Origin of the sequence: Roseibium marinum, from assembly GCF_002906165.1 — a bacterium.
Taxonomy (GTDB): domain Bacteria; phylum Pseudomonadota; class Alphaproteobacteria; order Rhizobiales; family Stappiaceae; genus Roseibium; species Roseibium marinum.
This window is the reverse complement of the sequence record NZ_PPCN01000004.1, coordinates 347,702-367,996: the sequence shown is the minus strand read 5'-3', so window position 1 is coordinate 367,996 and position 20,295 is coordinate 347,702. Positions and strand designations below refer to the sequence as shown.

16 protein-coding genes are annotated in these 20,295 nt (G+C 58.7%); 9 read left to right on the top strand and 7 right to left on the bottom strand.

Translation table 11 applies throughout. The features are described from left to right. Nucleotides 1-10 precede the first annotated feature (10 nt). Complete coding sequence (locus tag CLV41_RS12630; RefSeq protein ID WP_103222794.1) at nt 11-505, bottom strand: hypothetical protein; 495 nt, start codon at nt 503-505, stop codon at nt 11-13. A gap of 36 nt (nt 506-541) precedes the next feature. Next, the gene (locus tag CLV41_RS12625) at nt 542-952 is read right to left on the bottom strand and encodes a hypothetical protein (protein ID WP_103222740.1); all 411 of its coding nucleotides are present in this window, start codon (nt 950-952) and stop codon (nt 542-544) included. Nucleotides 953-1,522: 570 nt separating this feature from the next. On the opposite strand from CLV41_RS12625, the gene CLV41_RS12620 reads away from it, so the two are divergent. The 3 genes from CLV41_RS12620 to CLV41_RS12610 all read left to right on the top strand — a co-directional run bounded on the left by CLV41_RS12620 (nt 1,523) and on the right by CLV41_RS12610 (nt 3,497). Next, nucleotides 1,523-2,212 carry a protein rhiA gene (locus CLV41_RS12620; RefSeq protein WP_103222739.1) on the top strand — a complete coding sequence of 230 codons (690 nt, stop codon included), beginning with the start codon at nt 1,523-1,525 and terminating at the stop codon, nt 2,210-2,212. Between the two features lie 156 nt (nt 2,213-2,368). Further along, entirely contained in the window at nt 2,369-2,956 is a 588-nt protein-coding gene (locus CLV41_RS12615) for a phage tail protein (RefSeq protein ID WP_103222738.1), read from the top strand. Nucleotides 2,957-3,050: 94 nt separating this feature from the next. Next, nucleotides 3,051-3,497 carry a protein rhiC gene (locus tag CLV41_RS12610; RefSeq protein WP_235867121.1) on the top strand — a complete coding sequence of 149 codons (447 nt, stop codon included), beginning with the start codon at nt 3,051-3,053 and terminating at the stop codon, nt 3,495-3,497. 277 nt (nt 3,498-3,774) lie between these two features. Here CLV41_RS12610 and CLV41_RS12605 read toward each other — a convergent pair whose 3' ends face one another. Then, a complete protein-coding gene (locus CLV41_RS12605; RefSeq protein ID WP_103222737.1) occupies nt 3,775-4,674 on the bottom strand; it encodes a histidine decarboxylase, pyruvoyl type in 900 nt (299 codons plus the stop codon). 3 nt (nt 4,675-4,677) lie between these two features. Next, nucleotides 4,678-5,967 (bottom strand): hypothetical protein, encoded by a 1,290-nt coding sequence (locus tag CLV41_RS12600; RefSeq protein ID WP_103222736.1) that lies wholly within the window; start codon nt 5,965-5,967, stop codon nt 4,678-4,680. Between the two features lie 200 nt (nt 5,968-6,167). On the opposite strand from CLV41_RS12600, the gene CLV41_RS12595 reads away from it, so the two are divergent. Continuing rightward, entirely contained in the window at nt 6,168-9,995 is a 3,828-nt protein-coding gene (locus CLV41_RS12595) for an AAA family ATPase (RefSeq protein WP_103222735.1), read from the top strand. A 67-nt stretch (nt 9,996-10,062) separates the two neighbouring features. Here CLV41_RS12595 and CLV41_RS12590 read toward each other — a convergent pair whose 3' ends face one another. Beyond that, nucleotides 10,063-11,877: an adenylate/guanylate cyclase domain-containing protein gene (locus CLV41_RS12590; protein ID WP_103222734.1), complete on the bottom strand. Its 1,815-nt coding sequence runs from the start codon at nt 11,875-11,877 to the stop codon at nt 10,063-10,065. 385 nt (nt 11,878-12,262) lie between these two features. Here CLV41_RS12590 and CLV41_RS12585 point away from each other — a divergent pair, with 385 nt between their 5' ends. From CLV41_RS12585 to CLV41_RS12565, 5 genes are all read left to right on the top strand, one after another. Further along, complete coding sequence (locus CLV41_RS12585) at nt 12,263-13,015, top strand: substrate-binding periplasmic protein (RefSeq protein WP_103222733.1); 753 nt, start codon at nt 12,263-12,265, stop codon at nt 13,013-13,015. A 234-nt stretch (nt 13,016-13,249) separates the two neighbouring features. Beyond that, nucleotides 13,250-13,993 carry a type 2 periplasmic-binding domain-containing protein gene (locus CLV41_RS12580; protein WP_103222732.1) on the top strand — a complete coding sequence of 248 codons (744 nt, stop codon included), beginning with the start codon at nt 13,250-13,252 and terminating at the stop codon, nt 13,991-13,993. Nucleotides 13,994-14,155: 162 nt separating this feature from the next. After that, entirely contained in the window at nt 14,156-15,334 is a 1,179-nt protein-coding gene (locus CLV41_RS12575; RefSeq protein WP_103222731.1) for an aminotransferase, read from the top strand. A 78-nt stretch (nt 15,335-15,412) separates the two neighbouring features. Then, nucleotides 15,413-16,441: an asparaginase gene (locus tag CLV41_RS12570; RefSeq protein ID WP_103222730.1), complete on the top strand. Its 1,029-nt coding sequence runs from the start codon at nt 15,413-15,415 to the stop codon at nt 16,439-16,441. Between the two features lie 46 nt (nt 16,442-16,487). Then, nucleotides 16,488-17,288: a dimethylarginine dimethylaminohydrolase family protein gene (locus CLV41_RS12565; RefSeq protein ID WP_103222729.1), complete on the top strand. Its 801-nt coding sequence runs from the start codon at nt 16,488-16,490 to the stop codon at nt 17,286-17,288. Between the two features lie 173 nt (nt 17,289-17,461). On the opposite strand, the gene CLV41_RS12560 is transcribed toward CLV41_RS12565, so the two are convergent. Beyond that, a complete protein-coding gene (locus tag CLV41_RS12560) occupies nt 17,462-18,685 on the bottom strand; it encodes a hypothetical protein (RefSeq protein ID WP_103222728.1) in 1,224 nt (407 codons plus the stop codon). Nucleotides 18,686-18,830: 145 nt separating this feature from the next. Next, entirely contained in the window at nt 18,831-20,201 is a 1,371-nt protein-coding gene (locus CLV41_RS12555; protein WP_103222727.1) for a TIGR03808 family TAT-translocated repetitive protein, read from the bottom strand. Nucleotides 20,202-20,295: the final 94 nt, after the last annotated feature.

The following is a 20,295-nucleotide window of genomic DNA, read 5'->3' as shown; positions in this document are numbered from 1 at the left end:
CCGGGAAATATCACTTGCAGGTTATGAACGGGTTCCAGCTTACGAAATACGAAATCGGCTGGAGCTTGCCGACGGTCACCTTGATCTGGATCTGATAGGTCTGCGTTCCCTTGTTGAATGCCTGGCCGATCCAGTAGGCCCCGGCGGGTTCTCCGGGAAGAGCCGGTTGCGGGCGCGGCATGCCGGCAGCGCTGAAAACGCTGCCGTAAGAGACATTGATTGCCGTGATCTCCACTTCGTCTTCAGAAGAGCCCAGTGCGTTAATGGGGACCGCGTTGAAACCGACAAGGTCTCCGATGTTGCAAACGGTGCTGAGTTCAAGTGTCCCTTCGCCGGTTGTGCCGTTGGCAACACGATTGTCCATCATGTAAATACCCTGGACGATATTACCGCTCTGCTGCCCGGCGACATAGGCAGTGTCCACCGCAATAGTGATGCTGGTTTGCGGTTGAATTTTTGTCGATGGAACAAGTGAGACTTCGGCCACGATTTCGGGAGTGGTCATTGTGGGTTCCTTGGGGGCATTGGACATGTCGTCCGATCAGCCGGCTTTCAGGCTCGGGGTAACTCTGGTCAAAATGGGTGTAGAGCAGGAGTTGAACGCACTGAAATTGATTGCGTAACGATCTGTCCCCTCGGCCTGCGCCTGTCCGGTCCATGTTGTCGCATTGACCATTTGCGGGGCTCCACCGGCGCCGAAGATACCGGCATCGCCGAAACTCCGGATCCGCAGTTGCATCCCGGAAACCGGGTCGATATTCAGCAGCGACCAGCAGATATATGTGCCTGTGTTTACGACGGTAAGGAGATTTGCGGAGCCTTCGTTCGATCCTCCGTCGTGAAGCGTGTTGTCTACGAGATAGATGCCCGTGGCCTTGCTGTTGAGAAGTGCATTCGAATTCACCCAGATCTGGATGAAGCAGGAGCAAATGCCCGGTTGAATGACGGCCATAAGACTTCCTTTCCATTTGGCTCTATGCAACGACGGTTGCAGGTCTTGATGCTCTCGGCTCTGGCTTCCAGCGGCATCAGGGTATGCGAGCCGAATGTTTTCTGTCAGTAAAAAATACGTAAAAAATAGCAATCCTCCGATGATGGTATTTCATTGCTAATATTCAATTCGTCTAGACTATTAAATCATCTCTCGTGTCATGCATAAATTATACTTCTTAAATAATGTATGCAGTAATTCTATGGCATACTTTATTGGAGATAGTTCCGGAGCGCGCCTTGCACGCGTACCCGGGCGCGTGCAAGGCGCCGCTTTGTTTATCCTCCGATTGCTTCTTGAAATGAAACCCGGGACCTGACGACAACCCGCGCAGCTTTTCGGGTTGCTGTCACATGTCTGGATTTTACGGATAAATGATGGCCGTAAAAAATCTGGATAAAAAATTATCGCATGAAATCAATAATTTACGTATTTTTGACTGACTGAAATCTGAAGGTCCCGACTACGTTGAAGCGGTCCACAGGCCACACCGATGGCCGAGGGATCGAACCTTCACGAGAGGAAAGTCAAATGACACTTGAAATCAGTTATGCAAGGCAATCGTTGAGCCATGAACTGCTCGCATCTCAGGAAGCGGTGGCAGCCCAGGGAACCAAATATTCCATGACGCTCATCAACGAAGCCGCTCAGCCCTGGACCTTTTACGTCTATCAGAAGATGCCGCAGCAGGTTGCAGATGTGTTCTCGATGGCCTGGTTCTGTTCGCCTTATGAGATCCGGGTCGGCAACAGGATCAGGTTCACCTGGGAAATCGACTACAATTTCGTCTGGAGCGATACGGGCCAGTTGATGCCGGGCGTCGATTTCTACGCTTCGGGCGAAGTGGACTGCAGTCCCGCTGGAAACAACACGACCGAGTTTTCGCTGACACCGGGGCCCGGACTCAGCACGCCGGTCAAGGGTCCTCCGACCGGATCTCTGGTCATCAAGGATGCCGCAGACGTTCCGAACAACCGGTATTCCGTCGGCATCGGCATGTCGGGAACCGGTACCTACTGTGTTCAGGCCGGGACCAATCTGACGCACACTTTCACGCCGACCCCGAGCTACTGGCTCGCCGCGGGAACGAACGTGAAAATCGGCACGGTTCTGAATATCGATACGATCGCCCAGACCGCCGAAGCCAAGTTCCCGCCCGCGGTCTACGATCTCAATTGTGTACTCCAGGCTGACAATACCTGGGACATTTCACCGGCCTGATCGGCCATCGCCCAGATCCGGCTCCGCGCCAACCGCGCGGCGCCGGTGGGATCGGAGCGCGCCTTGCCGATGGCTGCACCTCCCGGCAGCGCATACGCGTCTGAGACAATGCCTCCGGTCCCTTCCTCAACACGTAACATTGAAAGGGGATGAACCATGTTTTCTGGACCGCCCGTTGGCACCGTGTGCCCTTTTGCAGGACAGGTCGACCCGGTCTCGGGGTCTCCAAATACGACCTGGGCGAACGCGCCCTGCGCCAGCACGGGGGCGGCGCAAGGAACGCTGGCCGACTCGCCGCTAAGTCACGTGGAATCGCAAGGCTGGATGCTTTGCGACGGTCGTTACCTTAATGCGGCCGCTTATCCGGAACTCCACGCTGTCCTGGGTGAGCTTTACGGGAAGCAGAATTCCGGGGCGGACCTGGAGTTCCGCCTTCCGGACTACCGCGGCCTGTTCCTGCGCGGTGCCGATGCCGGAGCCGGTATGGACCCGGACGCGGGACATCGTCTCGACCCGACCGGGAACAACGTGGCGAATGTCGTCGGCTCTCTCCAGTGCGATGCTCTGCAGGATCACACGCACTCGTATGACATCACCCAGCCGGCAGCCATCTCGCAGCAGGGCAGTGCGGCGGGAACGTCTATTTCGAGCAAACCGACAGGTTCACCGGATTCTCCGGCAAGGACCGCCCCCGAGACACGGCCGAAGAATGTCGCCGTCAACTACATCATCAAGTTTCGCTGACAGGTGACCGGGACCGCTCGATCCCTTTTTCCTCCCGTCAGCGAGGCTTGCCCGCAAATCCATCCGATCGACTTTAAAGAACAGGAGAATATCAATGACTTCCAGATCAATATCGCTCGCCTGCCTGCTGGCTCTCGGCATGGCTTGCGCCGTCGCCCTGCCTGCCGCCGCTCAGGACGACACCGCCCAGGCCGGGACGAAACCGGTGACCTCTGGCGTGGTCATTCGCGGCGTAACCTTGGGAGGCCCCCGGGGCGTGGCAGGTACGTCGACCGGGAAGCAATGCGACTTCAGCGGCGAAGAAGTCAACCAGAGCGGCCGCATGACCGGGGCAAGCGTCAATTGCCGGCCCGGGGGCAATCTCGCAAACACGCTGGCGGGTCTGCCCGCACGTTTTGACGCCTATTGTGCCATCAACGCTCCGGTCAAAAGCGCGCGGCTGATCCAGGCGGCCGTTCCCGGCAACGCCAACCATTGCGATCTTTCCGGTATCACGCCGAAGGACGCCACGGGCCAGTTCAAGGGCGCGATCTGGCGGTAGAAATCTCCCGCAGCCTCCCGCGTTCATCTGAGAGCGGGAGGCTGCGGCACTTTGAGACCGTTGCTCTTTTCCACTTCCAAGCTCCCTGGCAAACAGCCTGACCGGGGCATTCCACTTCTTTTTAAAGGGCGGGATGAGCGTCCTGAAATCCCGTTCGGCGTGTAACGGTCAACGATGGGGCTCACGTGGATGGGACTCACATGCAGTATTTCATGATCGGTTCCTGTCGCGTTCAGGGGGCGACGGGCCGGGGTTCGACGGTAGGGCGCGATATGACTCAGCCGCGATAGTTTCCGGGGTAGGGCGCCATGGGATCGAGATCCAGGGCCTGTTCCCATTGACTGAGAGTGAGGTCCACCAGCACTTCCGGATGCATATTCCGGGGAATGGCGTCGTGTGGCAGGGTGACATACGGCACGCAGGCCAAAGCACAGCCGACCGTCCCTTTCTTGATTTTCAAGGCCTTGTGGCCGATGAAAATCTGCTGGTAGGCAACGCCCTGATCTGCACCGCACAGCAGGATCGATCGTGCGATGTTGCGATCGATATCGACAAGCGGAGCCTCGCCCGTGGTTTCCGTGTCCGAGCTGTCTTCGATGAAAAGATTGGCGGTCGTGAGCCGGTCCTGAGCGATGGCGATCGCAAGGGCGCACCAGACCGTTGTTTCCCGCTCCGGGTTTATGGTCCGGGATTTGTTGGCGCACACCACCATGGATCCCGGCAATGGCGGGAACCGCCGCTGGTTGCGCGAGCCGAACAACCGGTAAGCCGCGTCCAGCAGGGGAGCCATCGGCATGACGGGAATTTCCACGCCATCGTGACGGGGCAGCATCATCAGCGGTTTGACCAGACCGGCGGCCAGGTCGTCGTGCCGGGCCAGATCATATCCCCAGACCGCGCCATTGACGCCGCAAAACGAGGACGCGGTGAGCATGTTGATCTGGCCGATATAGGCGTCCTCGCACTCCGCCCGGTCATAGGACACGATGCCGTCAAGGCCCGTGTCCATGTCCGCCGCGACCGTGCCGATGGACAGTTTCAGGGCGGCGATGTAACCCCATCCCGCCGCCGGCGGGTTCATGTAACCCGCGCAATTGGCCGGGAACGGACCCACCGCGTTGTTGACCACGTGTTTCAGATGAAGGTCATGGGATGTCCGTTCCGGGTAGATGCTCATGGTTCACGAACCCTGCTTGGGGTTGACATGAGCGGTGACCGGCGCATCGGTATCCCTGCGGTCCGTTGCCGGATCCGCATAGTGAATTATGACCGATATGCCGTCGCGCGTGTACCGATGGGGCGGATTTTTTATGCCGGCGCTTGCCACCTGATGAAGGTCGTCCGGTGAAATTTCCAGATCCTTGCACATTTGCCCGAGTGTCGTGCCCGGGTGCACCCAGATACCGGCATCATCCATGGCAAATCCTGCCTTGCGCAGGCGGGTCGTGTCGAAGGCGGGACCGCGCTGAACATCGCGCGCCGGTGTGGAGGGGACGGATGCCGCCTGCAGTTGGGCCGGGATGGTCAACAAATTTCGCTCCGTGAAACGCACTTCCTTCACAGGGTTGGAAATCGTATGCGGGAAGCAGTCGTGATAATAGGCGTTAATCAGGGATGCCCTCAGGTTTGTCTCGCTAAGCCAGGAGGCACCCATACCGGAATAGTGACGGGTTCCCATCTCGTCCTTGCCCATATACATCGCATTGAGGCCGGTCCAGAATCCGTCCGGCGCCCATGTGAGATAGTCATCCTTGTTTTTGAAATACATGTAGTCGCCGGGGATGGGCGGGTCCTTCAGCGAAGCGGATTTCATGAACAGGGTCGCTGGATTTGGCGTGCCTCTGACCAGGCTCCAGGGACCGATATACATGGTGCCGAAATCGGACGCCATCGCGTCAAATCTTTTCTGCCCCAGGCCCGTCAGCAAGCCGAAATAGACGGCCATCTGGAACGCGCCGGCGCATTCTCCGCGGAAGGGAAAGGTCGCGTTGGCCATCGGCGCAATGGCTTCCGAGGCGAGTGTGCCCCGAACCTGGCTGAATTCCGCGTTGTCCTGCGCATGGGGATGCAAAAAAGCCCAGAACCTGCTGAGCCGCGACGCATCGGTACTGCCAATACGCGGCTGCAGATCGATCGAGGGATTGAAGTAATCCATGTCATACTTGCCGGTATTGCAGAATGTCATCGCATCGATGGCATGGAGACGAAAGGCGATGTTGTCCCTGAGGTCTTGAACCGAGGCGAAAGCGTGAGCGGAGGAGGATGCCTTCATCGCCTCGACAATTTGCCGGGCGATCGGGTTTTCCAAATTGCGTATCTCGAGCACCAATCCGCTTTTGAAGATCGGGGTGTCCTGCAGTTCTTCGGGAACCGTAATGTGCTTCTCGATTTCGTGAAAAGTCTCGTCGTGATTGAAAAGCGTTTGCCCCGCCACCGAGAGACCGGTGTTTTCCGTTACCAGCTGATCCATTGACCCGTTCCTTCCAAGTCTGAAAACTATGCAGCCGGCAATTTGTCCGTCTGCTCAGTACAGTCTCCGCTTGTCAATTATTAATCACTCAACCCGTTTGCTGGCGTAAAAAATACGCAAATAATGAGTTCCGTAATTGTAATTATGTATAATGCAACTTTCTATGATGTCTTTCCGCACTCCAGCTGGAGGGGGCACGTTTGGAACTGCAACTCACTCTGCTGGACGGCTGTGTTCTCAGCAGTAAAGAAGGACACCAATTCCGGCTTGGAACCCGAAAGTCCTGGGCTCTTCTCGCCAGGCTGGCGCAAAGCCGCGGCGGAGATTGCACGCGCGAGAGCGTCGCTGCCTGTCTTTGGCCGCGCAGCGGGGAAGAGCAGGCACGCGCCAGCCTGCGTCAGGAATTGGCCGCTCTGCGTAAAATCCTGAAGGAAGGCGGAAGCCCGGACCCATTCGAGACCCACCAGGATAACCTGGCCCTGCGGAGCGATATCGTCTCCGTCGACACTCAGGAGTTGGAGAGGATCGCCCTTTCGGGCGACATCGAGCGCATTCGGCACATTCCGCATATCTTCAAGGGGGAGTTCGCGGAAGGATTAAACATTCGCTCGGCCCCTTTCGCGGATTGGCTGCAGAGCGAGCGATACCGTCTCTGTGATATCGCGATTTCCGCGCTCGAAACCGTTTTGACGTACGACGAGAAACACGGTGAACCGCATATTTCGCTAAAGACCGCACAGGCCATAATCGCTCTGGATCCCTCCCACGAAGCCGCACACCGGAGGGCGATGAGAAGCCTGGACGCCCTCGGGCGGCGCGCGGATGCCGTCATGCAGTTCAACCGGCTGGAACAAATTCTGCGGCAGGAGCTCAATACGGACCCGTCCGCGGAAACTGTCGAAGTGTTCAACCGGCTTCGCCAGCAAGGAGGAGACTCAGCCGTTCACCGGCTGGAACGCAGCAATGCAGTGGCGGGAGGCAAACCTGAGAAGCGTCTGGTCACAATCGCGGCGTTCGGTGTTTCCTTCCAAACCACGACCGGTCAGCAGCTTGATGCCGAAGACAGCAGTGAGCTGATGGAAACGATGGAAGCCTTGTGCCGCGACACTGTTCCGAAATTCGGAGGCCGGTTCCTGGGCCGCTCCGGAGACCGGTGTCTGGCGATTTTCGGATATCCGGCGGTGGGTGAACTCGACGCTGAAAGAGCGGTTTTCGCAGCAACGGATCTGCACGGCAAAGGTGTTGACACAACGACCGGAGACGAGGTGCAGATCTGCTGCGGTATCGCCAGCGGAGAAGCTCTGGTTCAGATCGGGCAGGCGGATAATTTGACGCCCGGACATCTGTCCGGAGGGCTGATCACACAGGCCACCACGCTGAGTTTCACGGCTACCGGCATCGGTGTCCTGGTGTGCGGAGCGACGCTCGCCCTGATGCGTCGCGCCTTCAAGACCAGTTTCGTCCCCATCCCCGGACACGCGACCGGTGCCTACCGTATCGGCAGCGAACGGGTTGCGGCCAACCGTTTCGACATCGGCGAACGGCAGAACACTCTATCTTCCTTCACCGGCCGGGACGAAGAGCTGAAGACGCTTGCCACTCTTTGGCACAAGGTGCTTGAGGGCGGAGGGCAGGCCGTTTCGATCGTGGGCGAACCGGGCATCGGCAAATCGAGGCTGGTCCATCATTTCCTGCGCAACAAGGTGGTGGAAGTTGCGACGCGCCTCAATTTCAGCGGTTCGCTACACCATAGGAACACGGCTTTTTATCCGCTCATCCAGGAACTGAGGCGGGTTATCGGATTCAAGCCATCGGATGACAGAGACACGCAGGCAAAGGTTCTGTCCTCCTGGCTCGCGGACCTTGGCCGCAGCTCGGAACACGACCTGAATCACCTTTGGACGCTGCTGGAACCGGATATCAGGTCCCCGGAACATGAGGCGGACGCCGCGGGGCTTGTTGGCACTATCCTCGGCTGTTTGTTGCAGATGGCCGAACAGGCGCCGGTCATACTGGTTTTCGAGGATGTGCACTGGATGGATTCCAGCTCATCGGATCTGCTGCATGCGCTGCAAATCAGCATTGCCGCCACGCGTATCCTGCTGGTTTCAGTCACGCGGCCGGTTTTGGAACCCGAATATTCGCCGCCTGAAACAGTATGCCAACTGGAGCTTAGCCGGTTGAGCAAGCAGCAGATTAGCTCCCTGGCGCGACACATCCGGCCCAGTTATCTCACTGAGGCCGATACGGCGGAAGTTGCCCGGCGATCGGACGGCATTCCGCTTTTTCTCGAAGAACTGATGAACGGTCTGCCGCTGGAAGCTACGGCGCAATTTGCCAAATCCCCGATCGTTCCGGCGAGTTTGCAGGAAACCCTGATGGCTCGCATTGACCGGATGGGTGACGAAAAAGAAATTCTGCATATCGCAGCTGCGATCGGCAAGGTGTTCGACTACGCCTTGCTGAAGGTGGTCACCGACTGCGGGGAGACGCAGCTTCAGGACTATCTGCAACAGCTGCAGGATCAGGATCTGGTGTTTCGAATAGGACAGATCCCATATGCCCGCTACGAATTCAAACATGCTTTGGTTCAGGAGCTGACCTACATCTCGATCCTGCGCAGCACCTGCAAGAGCTATCACCGGCGCATCGCCGAAGCCCTTCAAACCGAGATCATGGCGACCAGTTCCATCGAGCCGGAACTTATCGCGTGGCATTTGGAAAAGGCCGGAGTTTCTGACAAGGCAATCGATTTTCTGGAGATCGCGGGCCGGCAGGCGGTGGGGGTGTCGGCACATCACGAAGCCGCTCAGCACTTCCGCCGGGCTCTGGACCTGGCCAACAGAAACAATGCGTCGGGCAAATACAATGAAAGGATCAAGCAGTTTCTCCTGCTTCTTGGACCTCAGTTGCTGGCTGAAAACGGATTTGCCTCCGCGGAAGTCAAATCAGTCTACCGGCGGGCGAAATCCCTGTCGAATATCTGCGTGGACAAGTCTCAGAACAGCGAGATCCTGTGGGGACTCTGGAGCAATTGCATCGTTCGCGCAGAACTCCATACCGCCGTCGAACTGGCGGAAGATTTTCTAAGCCTGGCACCGGAAACAGGGGATCCTCTCAACAAGATCGCCGGATTTTATGCGCGCGGCATCTCCAGTTACTACAAGGGGGCGTTCGCACAGGCGGAACAGGACCTGACTACCGCCGTGGCCGCCTACGAGGCTCCGTTCGACGAGGAAATGGCCCTGCGGTTCGGGGTCAACCTGCGTGTTACCGCGAATGCTTATCTGCTCTGGATCCATAGCCTGTCCGGCAACTTTGACAGGGCCGTCAGGTCCGCTGCTTCGCTGATCAGTGAAACGGAAGTCTGCAATCACGATGCCAGCACAGGATTTGCCCACAATTTCATTTCCGGCATGCATAATTTCATGGGCAACCACGCTCAGGCAGAGCACCATGCGAAGGTGGCCGAAGTCCTCTCGGACGGCCAGGGATTTGCCCAGTTTCGCGCGCAGGCCCGGATTAATCTGGGCCGGGCTCAAGACCGGCTCTGTCAGGCGCAGGGGCTGGAAATGCTCAGGCAGGGGCTTGCCGAATACGTCGACACAGGTGCCCGGCTCGCCCTGCCTTACGCGCAAGCCTGGCTGGCCGAAGCCTTGCTGGATCAGGGGAAACTGACACAGGCACAGGAAGCAATTTCCATCGGACTGGACTTTTCGGCACGCTCCGGCGTGCAATATTTCGACGCCGAACTCCTGCGCATCAAGGCAATCATTCTGGACCGGTTCGGCCCGTCACCGGACGAGGAAATCATTGATATCTACGAGCAGTCGCTCGCGGCCTCGAACAAGGTCGGAGCCCGCGCCCTCCACACCCAGGCTTCCGGCAGCCTGTTCAGTTTTCTCAAGCGCCGCGGCTATCACGAAGCGGCCAGCAAGATTGCAGTCGAAACCCTGGAAACCAACGCCGTAACAGGTTCAGCGCCGATTTCGGAGAATGTCCACGAAGTGCTGTCCGGTTCAAGCTGAGGCCACCGCCGGACCTTGTTTGCCAATCCGACCGGCTTGCACCGAGGGCCATGCCTGGCCCGGGGACCTATTCTCCCAGCCGGACGACCTCCATCGGCTCGACGCGGCCCTTGACCGTGTGCGCGCCGATAGGCTTCTGCCGGATTCCCCCGTCCAGCCTTTCGGCGACTTCTCTCGAAGCCAGGATGATCACCTCCGCATCCGGATCGATGTCCTTGCCGAGGCTTTCCAGTCTTGAGGTGGCGTTCACCGTGTCGCCGATGACCGTGTAGTTGACCCGCTCCGGGGCGCCGATGTCGCCGACGACGAGAGGCCCGATGTGGAGGCCGATGCGGATGCGGACCGGGGCCTCGCCACGGGCGATGCGGGCCTCGTTGTCCGCGTGGATGGCCCTCGCCATGGCAAGGGCCGCGCGGGCGGCCGGTGCGGCCGGGTTGTCGAGCCGTTCCGGCGCGCCCCAGAAGGCCATGATGCTGTCGCCGATATATTTGTCGATCGTGCCGCCCTCCCTGGTGATCTCCGCGCCGAGCAGGGACAGGTGATGGTTCACGAAGTCGGCGGTCTGCGTCGCCGACATGCCTTCGGACGCGGACGTGAAGCCGGCAATGTCGGTGAACAGCACCGCCACTTCGCGCGCTTCCGGCGGTGCGTCGGCGCGGCCCTCGCGCAGGAGCTTTTGAACGAGGGTCCTGGGGACATAGCGGCTGAACGCCTTCAGTCCGGCGACCATCGAATTGAAACCGCCGGAAAGGTCGTCCAGTTCGCGGATGACGCTGCCGGGAAGCGGTTCAACGGCCTCCAGATCGAGATTGGCAACCTGCATGGCCGCCATCGACGCCCGTTGCATCGGCCGGGCGATGCGCTGGGCCAGTAGCACGGCACCGAGCAGGGACAGCAAAAGAAGGCCGGCGCCGACGACGATCGCAACCATCAGTTCCCGAAGCGGCTGGTCAAGATAGGCGGCGGGAAAATGCACGCCGATACGCGCGGGCAGGCCCTCGAGGTTTTCGTTCTTCTGTTCAAGGACGACGAAGCGCTTGTCGCCTGTCTCGTCGTAGCCGTAGTGAAGGTCAAGCGCCTCCGCGATGTCGAAGGCGGTATTGTCGAGCTTCTTCATGTCTTCGAACGTCGCCAGGAAGTCGTCCGGTATCCGGCTGATATGGAGAAGGGGTGTTGCCGCGCTCAGGTGATCGAATTTTTCATGCAGATCCTCATGAGCAATGATTTCGTGGCTGCCGTCCTTCATCAGGAAGACAGAGATATCATCGGTCGAAATATACCAGGCGATCTCGGACATCCTGTCGAGAGACATGCCGACCAGCAGACTGCCCCGATAATCCTCCCCTTCATAAAGCGGCTGTACATGGACGAAATACGTGTGATCGCGTTCCGGCATGAAAAGGGCGTCGCTCCAGAAAGGCTCGGGTTTCCCGGCTGCCTGTTCCGTCAGCGCCAGGAGGATGGGGATGTCGGTCGCAATATCCACGTCGCCGCCGATAAGGGTGCCGTCGGCATCGCCGCGGTCCACATCCACCCCTTTGCCGGTTTCATCGACCAGCACCAGAAAGGAGACCTGCTCCGTCGGGGCGAGGGCGCCATAAAGAAAGCTGACCAACAGGTCCGGATCATCGAAGGCAAGTTCACCCTTTTGCCAGGCGAGCTTTGTGTATTCGCCGGTTTCCGTGACCGCGTGAAGCTGTTCGGCAAAGGCGGTTTGCGCGGACTCCATGCCGAGATCGACAAGGTCCCCACCCAACTGGCGGATGATCTGTTGCGAGGTGATTGCCTGAATGATCAGGATCGCCGCGGCGGTAATCAGCACGAAACTTCCGATGACGGTTGCCAGCGTCGGCGTGATGAAGAGTTTTTTACGCTGTGGCACGTTCTCTTTCCGCGTTTCAGCTGCCGTAGGGCACGGCCCTGGCAAAATCCGACTATATCTCAATCTCCTTCAAATTCAGGACTTAAGCGCAATGCGGGTATGCGCGGGGCAGGCAAAGTCCGGAAACAGGACCGGCAATGTGGTCGAGCGGTTTCCGCACAGCCGGAATCCCATGGCAGTGACTCAACGCCCGGTTAAGCCTGGTCCCCTATTTGAAGGCGAATTCCCACAGGTTCATTCTAGCCATTGTCAATCTGACCTAGCGTTTTCAGCTTCTTGTGCGGAGATTTCCCTGGCTGGATTCAATTATTGCTAACTTTCTGATATTATTAATTTATATCCGCTCCAATGGGGGTGAGCTTTTTTTGAAATCCAGGGTTGCCATATGTCGCTTGTTCACCTCCGGTGCCTGTTGCCGCTTCTCGTATTTGCGGCCGCAACTCTACCGGCGAAGTCGGCCGAGATGCTGCTGGCAACGGATGCATGGTCCCCAAAGCGGATTTCGACATCCGAGAGCGAAGCGGGTCCGGATGTCGATCTCATCAAGGAGATTGCCCGCCGAAGCGATGCGGATCTGAAGGTCGCCCAGATGCCCTTGGGACGGGGACTGGCCTCGATGCAGAGCGGAGCCGTCGATGTCATGACCGGCCTGGCCTACCGGGACGAACAGGCCAAATACATCGTCTATACGGATACGCCCTATTTCAAATGCAGGACGGCGTTCTACACACTGCGTGGACTGTCAAAGGATATTCGCGGCTATCCGGACCTTTCCGGACATCAGATCGGTTACGTGCTGCATTCGGCCTATTTCGACCGGTTCGACAAGGACGCGACCTTGAACAAGATCGGCGTGCCTGAGGAGCAAACCCTTATGGACATGCTGTTGAAGCGCAGAATTGCAGTCATTATCGGGACGGACTGCCAGTTCGATTATTATATCAGGCGGCAGGGATTGGCTTCCACAGTTGAAAAAGCTCCCTACAGCCCCGGCAGCTCCGTCGATCTTTTTCTCGGGGTCTCGAAAAAGTCTGCGTGGGCCCACCGGATCGGTGCGCTGAACAGGATCATCAGGGATCTTGTCGATGAAGGCTATGTCGACAGGATTGCCCGGGAATACTACCGCACACCGTCATAGCGAAACCTGCCTGTTCCTGTCTTTCGCACCAGGTGCGTTTATCTCTTCAACTGATGAGACAGCCGTCCGGTTGGGGTGCAAATTCAATCATTGTCGTTAGCTTCAGGCGCAATGCCGACAGGTTGCATTTTTCCGGTAGCTTCCCGTAAAGTTATGACGCGACGGCTTCCGATATTCAGCCGGAAACTGTCATGATTTCGAAAATACAGACAGTTCGGATCATAGGGAGAGTAAATGCAGCGGCTGCTGGTCTGTGCCTTGTGGGGCATCCTGACATCCGCGGGCTGTGTATCCGCGCAAGAAAAGCTGCGGTTTTCAAGTTTTGTGGCGCCAGGTTTGACACCGGTCGCCGAAAAGATCCTTTCCCAGGCCTACGCGGAACTGGGCATTCAGATCGAGACGGTGATTTCAAACCCGCGCCGGGCCCTTCTTGATGCCGCCTCGGGAAAAACCGACGGCGAACTCGTGCGGGTGGAAGGTGTCAGCGATCGCCACAAGACACTGATCCGGGTCGACGTGCCCGTCGTGGTCGCGCGCATTTTCGCCTTTACCCGCAATCCGCAATTGCAGGGAAAATCCCTCTCGGAACTCAAATATCTCAGGGCCGGGCACGTTGGCGGTGCCCGTTTCGCCGGTGAGCTGGCCGAGGGTTTTTTGGAAGTCTGGACAGCGGAGGAACCCGAGCAGCTTTTTGAAATGCTGCTCCGGGACCGCATCGACGTGGTTGTTGTCGGCGAGGACACCGGCAATCGGCTGATCAGGGAAATGGGATTGACGGATGTCTACCCGCTTCAACCCTCGCTGGGAGAAATCGCCTTCTATCATTTTCTGCATGTCAAACACGCCGATCTGGTCCCCTTGATAGAGGACGTCCTCAGGCGCCGGTTGGAGGACGCTGAAGGGGATGAACAGGAAGATTCAACCCGGCGCGAACCGTCGCTCAATGAGCTGACCAGGCTCAAGCTTGGAATGAGCTAGTATTTTAATTGCCCCAATCTGCTTTCGGACGGACGAGGGGGAGACCGGTTCATTCCGGTCCTGCCCTGACAGGTGTCTGGTGACCTTCCGGTCGTCAGGAAAAAGCTCGACGCACATCTTCTGGAGGATTAAAACCGGCGGAAAAGCCTTCCGGGAGGAGCCATGAAGCCGACCAATCCGGTCTTTACCGGCATCGATACAACCGTGTTCGAGACCATGTCCCGTCTCGCCATGACCCATGGTGCGGTCAATCTGGGACAGGGATTTCCCGATGTGGACGGCCCGGAAGATATCCTCCAGGCTGCGGCAAGAGCGCTGCTGGAGGGCCCGAACCAGTATCCGCCGATGCTTGGAGTGCCGGAATTGCGCCAGGCGGTCGCGGATGCGAACAATCGGTTTTACGGCCTCGATATCGATCCTCTGAATGAGGTTCTGGTGACGTCGGGCGCGACGGAGGCGCTGGCCGACTGCATTCTCGCACTTGTGTCTCCCGGCGATGAAGTGGTGCTGATCGAACCGCTGTATGACTGCTATCTACCCCTTGTGAAGCGGGCAGGCGGGGTTCCTGTCCGGGTGCGGGTCACGCCGCCGGACTGGAACCTCGACAGGCAGGCCCTGCGGAATGCCTTTTCCGACAAGACCAAGGCCATTCTCCTCAACAATCCGATGAACCCGACCGCCAAGGTGTTCACGGAGGACGAACTACAGTTCATCGCGGATCTTTGCCTCAGGCATGACGCCTATGCGATCTGCGACGAGGTCTATGAGCATCTGGTGTTCGACGGCAAGGCGCACAGGCCTCTCATGGTCCTTGAGGGTATGCGGGAGCGCACGGTCAGGATCGGTTCGGCCGGCAAGACCTTCTCTTTGACCGGATGGAAGGTCGGCTATGTCACCGGCCCGGCCAGTCTGCTCGACCCGATCGCCAAAGCGCATCAATGGGTGACCTTCACGACGCCGCCGGCCCTGCAAAAGGCGGTTGCCTTCGGCCTGCGCAAGGACGACGGTTACTATCACGGCCTCGCGCGGGACCTTATGGCGAAGCGCGACCGGATGGCGCAGGGGCTGTCAGCGCTCGGCTTCGCGGTTTTGCCTTGCGCGGCGACCTATTTCCTGACCTGCGGCATTGAGGGGCTTGGACTGGGCAGAACAGACATCGAAGCCTGCGAGACCCTGGTGAGACAGGCAGGCGTTGCCGCAGTGCCCGTTTCCGCCTTTTACGGATCTGACGCCCCCACGGGCTATATCCGCTTCTGTTTCTGCAAGCGGGAGCAAGTGATCGACGAGGCTCTGGCGCGGCTCTCGGCCTTTTTGACTGCAGGGCGGGCCGAATCCGCTTAGCCTTCCACTGCCTGCTTGAAATATTCCGCGTTCAGCTGGACGCGGAAAAAAGTGAACCCGTTCCGGATGAGAAACTTCATGGACAATCCCGCACTCGTGGACGTTACCCGTGGCAGCCTGACCGAAAGTCTTCACCGCGGCAGCGTGGCGATTTGCGATGCCGCCGGCAAACTCGTTTGCGGGATCGGCAATGTGGACGCCCGGGTGTTTCCAAGGTCCGCCATCAAGGCGATGCAGGCTCTGCCACTGGTGGAATCGGGCGCCGCGGAAGCGCTGGCGCTGACGGATGCCGAACTGGCGCTCGCCTGCGCCTCCCACAACGGCGAGGAAATGCATGCGAACGCGGCCCGGGTCATGCTGCTGAAGGCCGGCCTGACCGAAGACGCGCTGGAATGCGGACCGCAATGGCCGCAGCGCATGGAGGATGCGGCCAAGCTGATCCTCGCCAACGAAACGCCCTGCGGCCTGCACAACAATTGTTCGGGCAAGCACGCCGGGTTCCTGGGGCTCGCGAAGGTCATGGGCGTTGAAACACGCGGGTATGTCGAACCTTTCCATCCTGTCCAGCGGGAAATCCGGCTGGTGATGGAACAACTGACCGGCGACACGCTGTCCGAGGACGTCTGCGGCACGGATGGCTGCTCCATCCCGACCTATGCGTCGCCGCTCAGGAGCTTTGCCCGGGCGTTCGCCGCTTTCGGGACCGGGGAGGGCCTGGAACTGCTGCGGGCGGATGCCGCGCAGCGGCTGTTCGATGCCTGCATCAACGAGCCCTATATGGTTGCCGGCGCGGACCGTTTCTGCACGAAGGTGATGGAAGGCTTCCGGGGCCGGGTGTTCGTCAAGACAGGGGCGGAAGGGGTCTTCTGCGCGTCCATCCCCGAACTCGGCTTCGGTGTGACGCTCAAATGCGACGACGGAGCAACGCGCGCGGCCGAAGTGATGATGGCGACGGTCATTGAGACGATGCTCGACCTCAATGACGACGAATCCGTGCTTCTGGACGGGCTCGTCAATCCACCGGTTCTGACGCGGCGCGGGATCCAGGCCGGGCATATCAGGCCTAGGCCGGAATTTCTATCGACCCTGAAAACGGCGCTGAACTGAGCTCCGATCCCCGCTTTCCATATATCATTCCGTCTGGAGACTTCTCATGCCGCACCGGGCCGGACTGTCCTTCCGTTTCACTCACGCGATCACCAGAACCCCCGCCGACAGTGTTGCCGAGGGGCTGCGCGCGGTCGATGCGGGCGATCCGAGTAGCGAGACGTTTAGGGAGGAACACGGTCTTTACGTCAAGGCCTTGCGGGATGCCGGCTTCACCGTCGATGTCCTGCCGCCGCTGGAGGCCTTTCCGGACAGCTGTTTTGTCGAAGACCCGGCCTTCTGCCTTCCGGAAGGCGCTATCCAGCTTAGGCCCGGGGCGGAAAGCCGTCTGGGGGAGGGCCGGGAAATGCGCGCCGCGCTTGAAAAGCATTTCGACAAGGTCGTCGACCTGCCGGGCGCCGGTCATGTCGATGGCGGCGATATCCTGATGCTGGACGATGTCATCCTGATCGGCCTGTCGGCCCGCACCGACCGGGACGGGGCGCTGGCCTTAGCGGACCTGCTGGACGCATGGGGCTACAGGGCTGAGGTCCGCGACACGCCGGAAGGGGTGCTGCATTTCAAGACGGCCTGCTCGACGCTGGGAGACGGCGTCATTCTGGCAACGAGGGTCATGGCGGAAAGTGGTATTTTTGAAGGGCGCCGGGTGATCGAGGTGCCGGAGGGCGAGGATTATGCGGCCAACGTCATCCGTGTGAACGACGTGGTGCTCGTCCCGGAGGGCTTCCCGAAGACACTTGCCGTCATAAGGGACGCCGGGTTCGACACGGTGGTGCTGCCGACCCACGAGGCGCGCAAGGTCGATGGCGGCTTATCCTGCCTGTCCTTGAGGTTTTCTCTCGCCTGATGGCGCAAACCTTTTGAAATCGATAAGTTTTTAGACCTTCAATCGGTTCCGGTTGGAGGTCTGCTTACCTGGAGCGCGTCCCCATGCGAACCTCTTTCGAAGCTGGCATGGGGACGGGTTTGGTCCCATCACAAGAACCGACAAGCATTTGGGCTTTTGTCAGTTCGGATCTTTTAGTGGTCAATTACCGTCAAGACGAGATTGAGTTTGTCGCCGACGACTTCAACAGAAGGTGTAAGGGTCAGTTTTTTATTAGGTTCAATTGCGTGAAAGCCCTTGAACTCGACACGGTGGGCGAGCTCTTGCAGTCCTGCGGATGATCCTGGCGCAGTGATAAGTGTCGAAACCGTGGACTTGGTGCTGTCGGGTATATGATAAAGGCGTGCCTCTATTTCGAGATTGCCTCCCGATACGTCTACAGTCTCCGAAAGCGACAAATGGGCCGTGTGCCCCTCGAAATTGTCAATTTGGAACTTCAGGTGACCGCCGGTCTGCTTGTAATCTTTGACGGTGCAGGACCCCTTGGCACCCATCTGAAAATCACCGCTCGTGTTTATGATCGTGTCCGCGGTATTCCCGTCAAAGACGCCGTCGCTCACTCTTCCGCAAAAAAGGCCGCCGTTTTTCAGTTCGATCGTGGAAACATTGGTTCCTGCAATCTGACCCGGGTCCTGAAGATTATTGCCGACAACTTCAATCGTGTCGGCGCTCCAGACGCTCCCTGTCCCATCGGACTTTATCTGGCAAATCGTGTCGACCTTCGTCTTTCCGAGAATGACGACAGTGTCGGGCGCGATTGTCATAAACGTCTCGCCTGCCAGGATCAACGGGCCCATCGCGGGCTCCGCCTGCAGAATTCCTTCGCCCTCATGGTCCTGGTTGGAGGCGCTTCCCAGACTGCCTTCCACTGTAACCAAAGATCGGTCGGTGGTGACGGGTTGGTTGTTGTAAAGAATGCCGCCAAGCGTCAGTTCCGAGTAGTGGCCAAGTGACAAAGCGCCACCGATGGAAAATTTTTCTCCCGAGGGAACCTTGAACTTGCCACTTTCAAGGACAGCCAAATTCGCCAGAGAGCCACCCGAGACGCCGACGAGCGCCGAACCGTTCGGTCCAATGACGTAGCTGGTCCCTGTCCCTTTCGATCGGACGCCGAACTTTACGATTGCGCTGTTTTTGACCGTCACGACCGAAAAACCGCCGTCGTGGATCTCACTGTCCGTTGAGCTTGTGACTTCTGCGGATTTCGTGAACGGGCGGGTGTTATCTGTCAATGTAAAGGGCGCGACGATATTGATCTTGTCGTGCCCTCCCGCATTTACTTTATCAATTGCTTGATTGAATTCTGTCTCGTTCGAAACTACGTAAATTCCGCTTTCAGTTGTTATAAAGTCGGCCATAGTTGCCCCCTGTCAGAGTGAATGCAACTAGAAATTACGTAAAAAACAATAACATATCATAAAAAGAGAAATCATAATTGTTATAATTGCCAATTAAAGTAAGCCTCCGCGTCAGAAACCTGTTCTTTCAGCTTTGAGTATCCGCTCAGGCGGCGATCTGATTGCCTTCTATGGTCAGGTTGGCGAAGTCCGACGCGTTGTTGAGCTCACCGGTGACCTTGTCCAGCCAGCGGAAGCCGTTGATGGACCCTGATTTTGCGCCCTGGACGATATTGTTGGTGATGACGGCCGGCCCGGCGCCCTCCACCACGGTGACAGCAATGCCCGTGCCGCAGTCCCGGATAATGTTCTGGGAGGCGGCGATGTTGCGCATGTAGGGTCCCCAACCGAGCAGCATGCCGAATTTCGGCGCGCCCTCGATCACGTTGCCGGTCAGGGCGGTGTCAGCTTCCGCGGAAATACCGATGCCGAAACCGGCGACTTCAGAAGGGTAGGGGCCGACGTCGGAGATGTTGCGGACGAGGTTTCCGGAGCACACCGCCATGCGGCCGCCGTCCATGAAGTTGGCGATGGAAATTCCCGTCGTGCCGCCATCGACGATGTTGTCCGAAATGATCGCGCCCTGGAAGCCGAATTCGGAATAGATCCCGGTCTCACCGGAGCGCTGGCAGGAGTTGCCGATGATTTGCACATTCGATCCGGTGTTGGAGCGGATGGCGGAAAAGGCGCAATCGGCGATCCGGTTGTTGGACACCATCACACCGTGGGCGCGGAACACGTTGATGCCGTTGCCGAACTGACCCGTGCCGCCGTAGCGGGCGCCGATGCGCTCCACCCGGTTGCCGGAGACGATGGTGCCGTCCTCTCCCTCGCGCCAGCGGTGCACCCAGATGCCGCCGTTGGCGCAATCGGTGACCGTGTTGCCGGTGATCGCGAGGCCATCGGCCTCATTGGAGCGAATGCCGGCTTCAGCGGCGCCGGAGATGCGGCAGTTTTCCACCCGGCCCGAGCAGCGGTCCATGACGAGGCCCATTTTCGACGAACCGGTAATCTCGCAATTGTCGAGCACGGCATTGCGCACGCCGATGAAGTGCAGCAGGCCTTCGGTGAAGTCGCCTATGGAGCGGTTGGCACCGTCGAAGGTGACCCCGTTGAGGCCGATATTGCTGACCCCTTCCGCGCGGATGAGCTGTCCGCCGCCGCCCTGATAGACAAGCCGCGTGCGGCCCGGAACGCCGACGATGAGCGTGCCGGAGGGCAGCCGCAGATTGGCGACCGGATAGGTGCCGGCGGGCAGAAACAGCGCCCGTCCGCGTTCAACGGCACGATTGACGGCGTTCTGGAACTGGGCGGTCTGATCGTCCGCGGCGTTCGGAACCAGCCCGAGTTCCGCGGAATCTATGGAGCCCCTGAGGTCGGCGACCTTCATTTGCGCCGAGGCCACTGTCCCGGAAAGGCACAAAGCTGTCCCGGCAAGAAACGCGCGGCGGTTCAGTTTTGAAAATTCTCGTGTCATGGGCTCCGGCCAGTTGCTTCAAGCGTCCCGGAATGGGAAGCGATCCCGTTTCCATTTCAGAGGGAGCAAAAGCTGTGCCGGTTGAGTGTCGGAT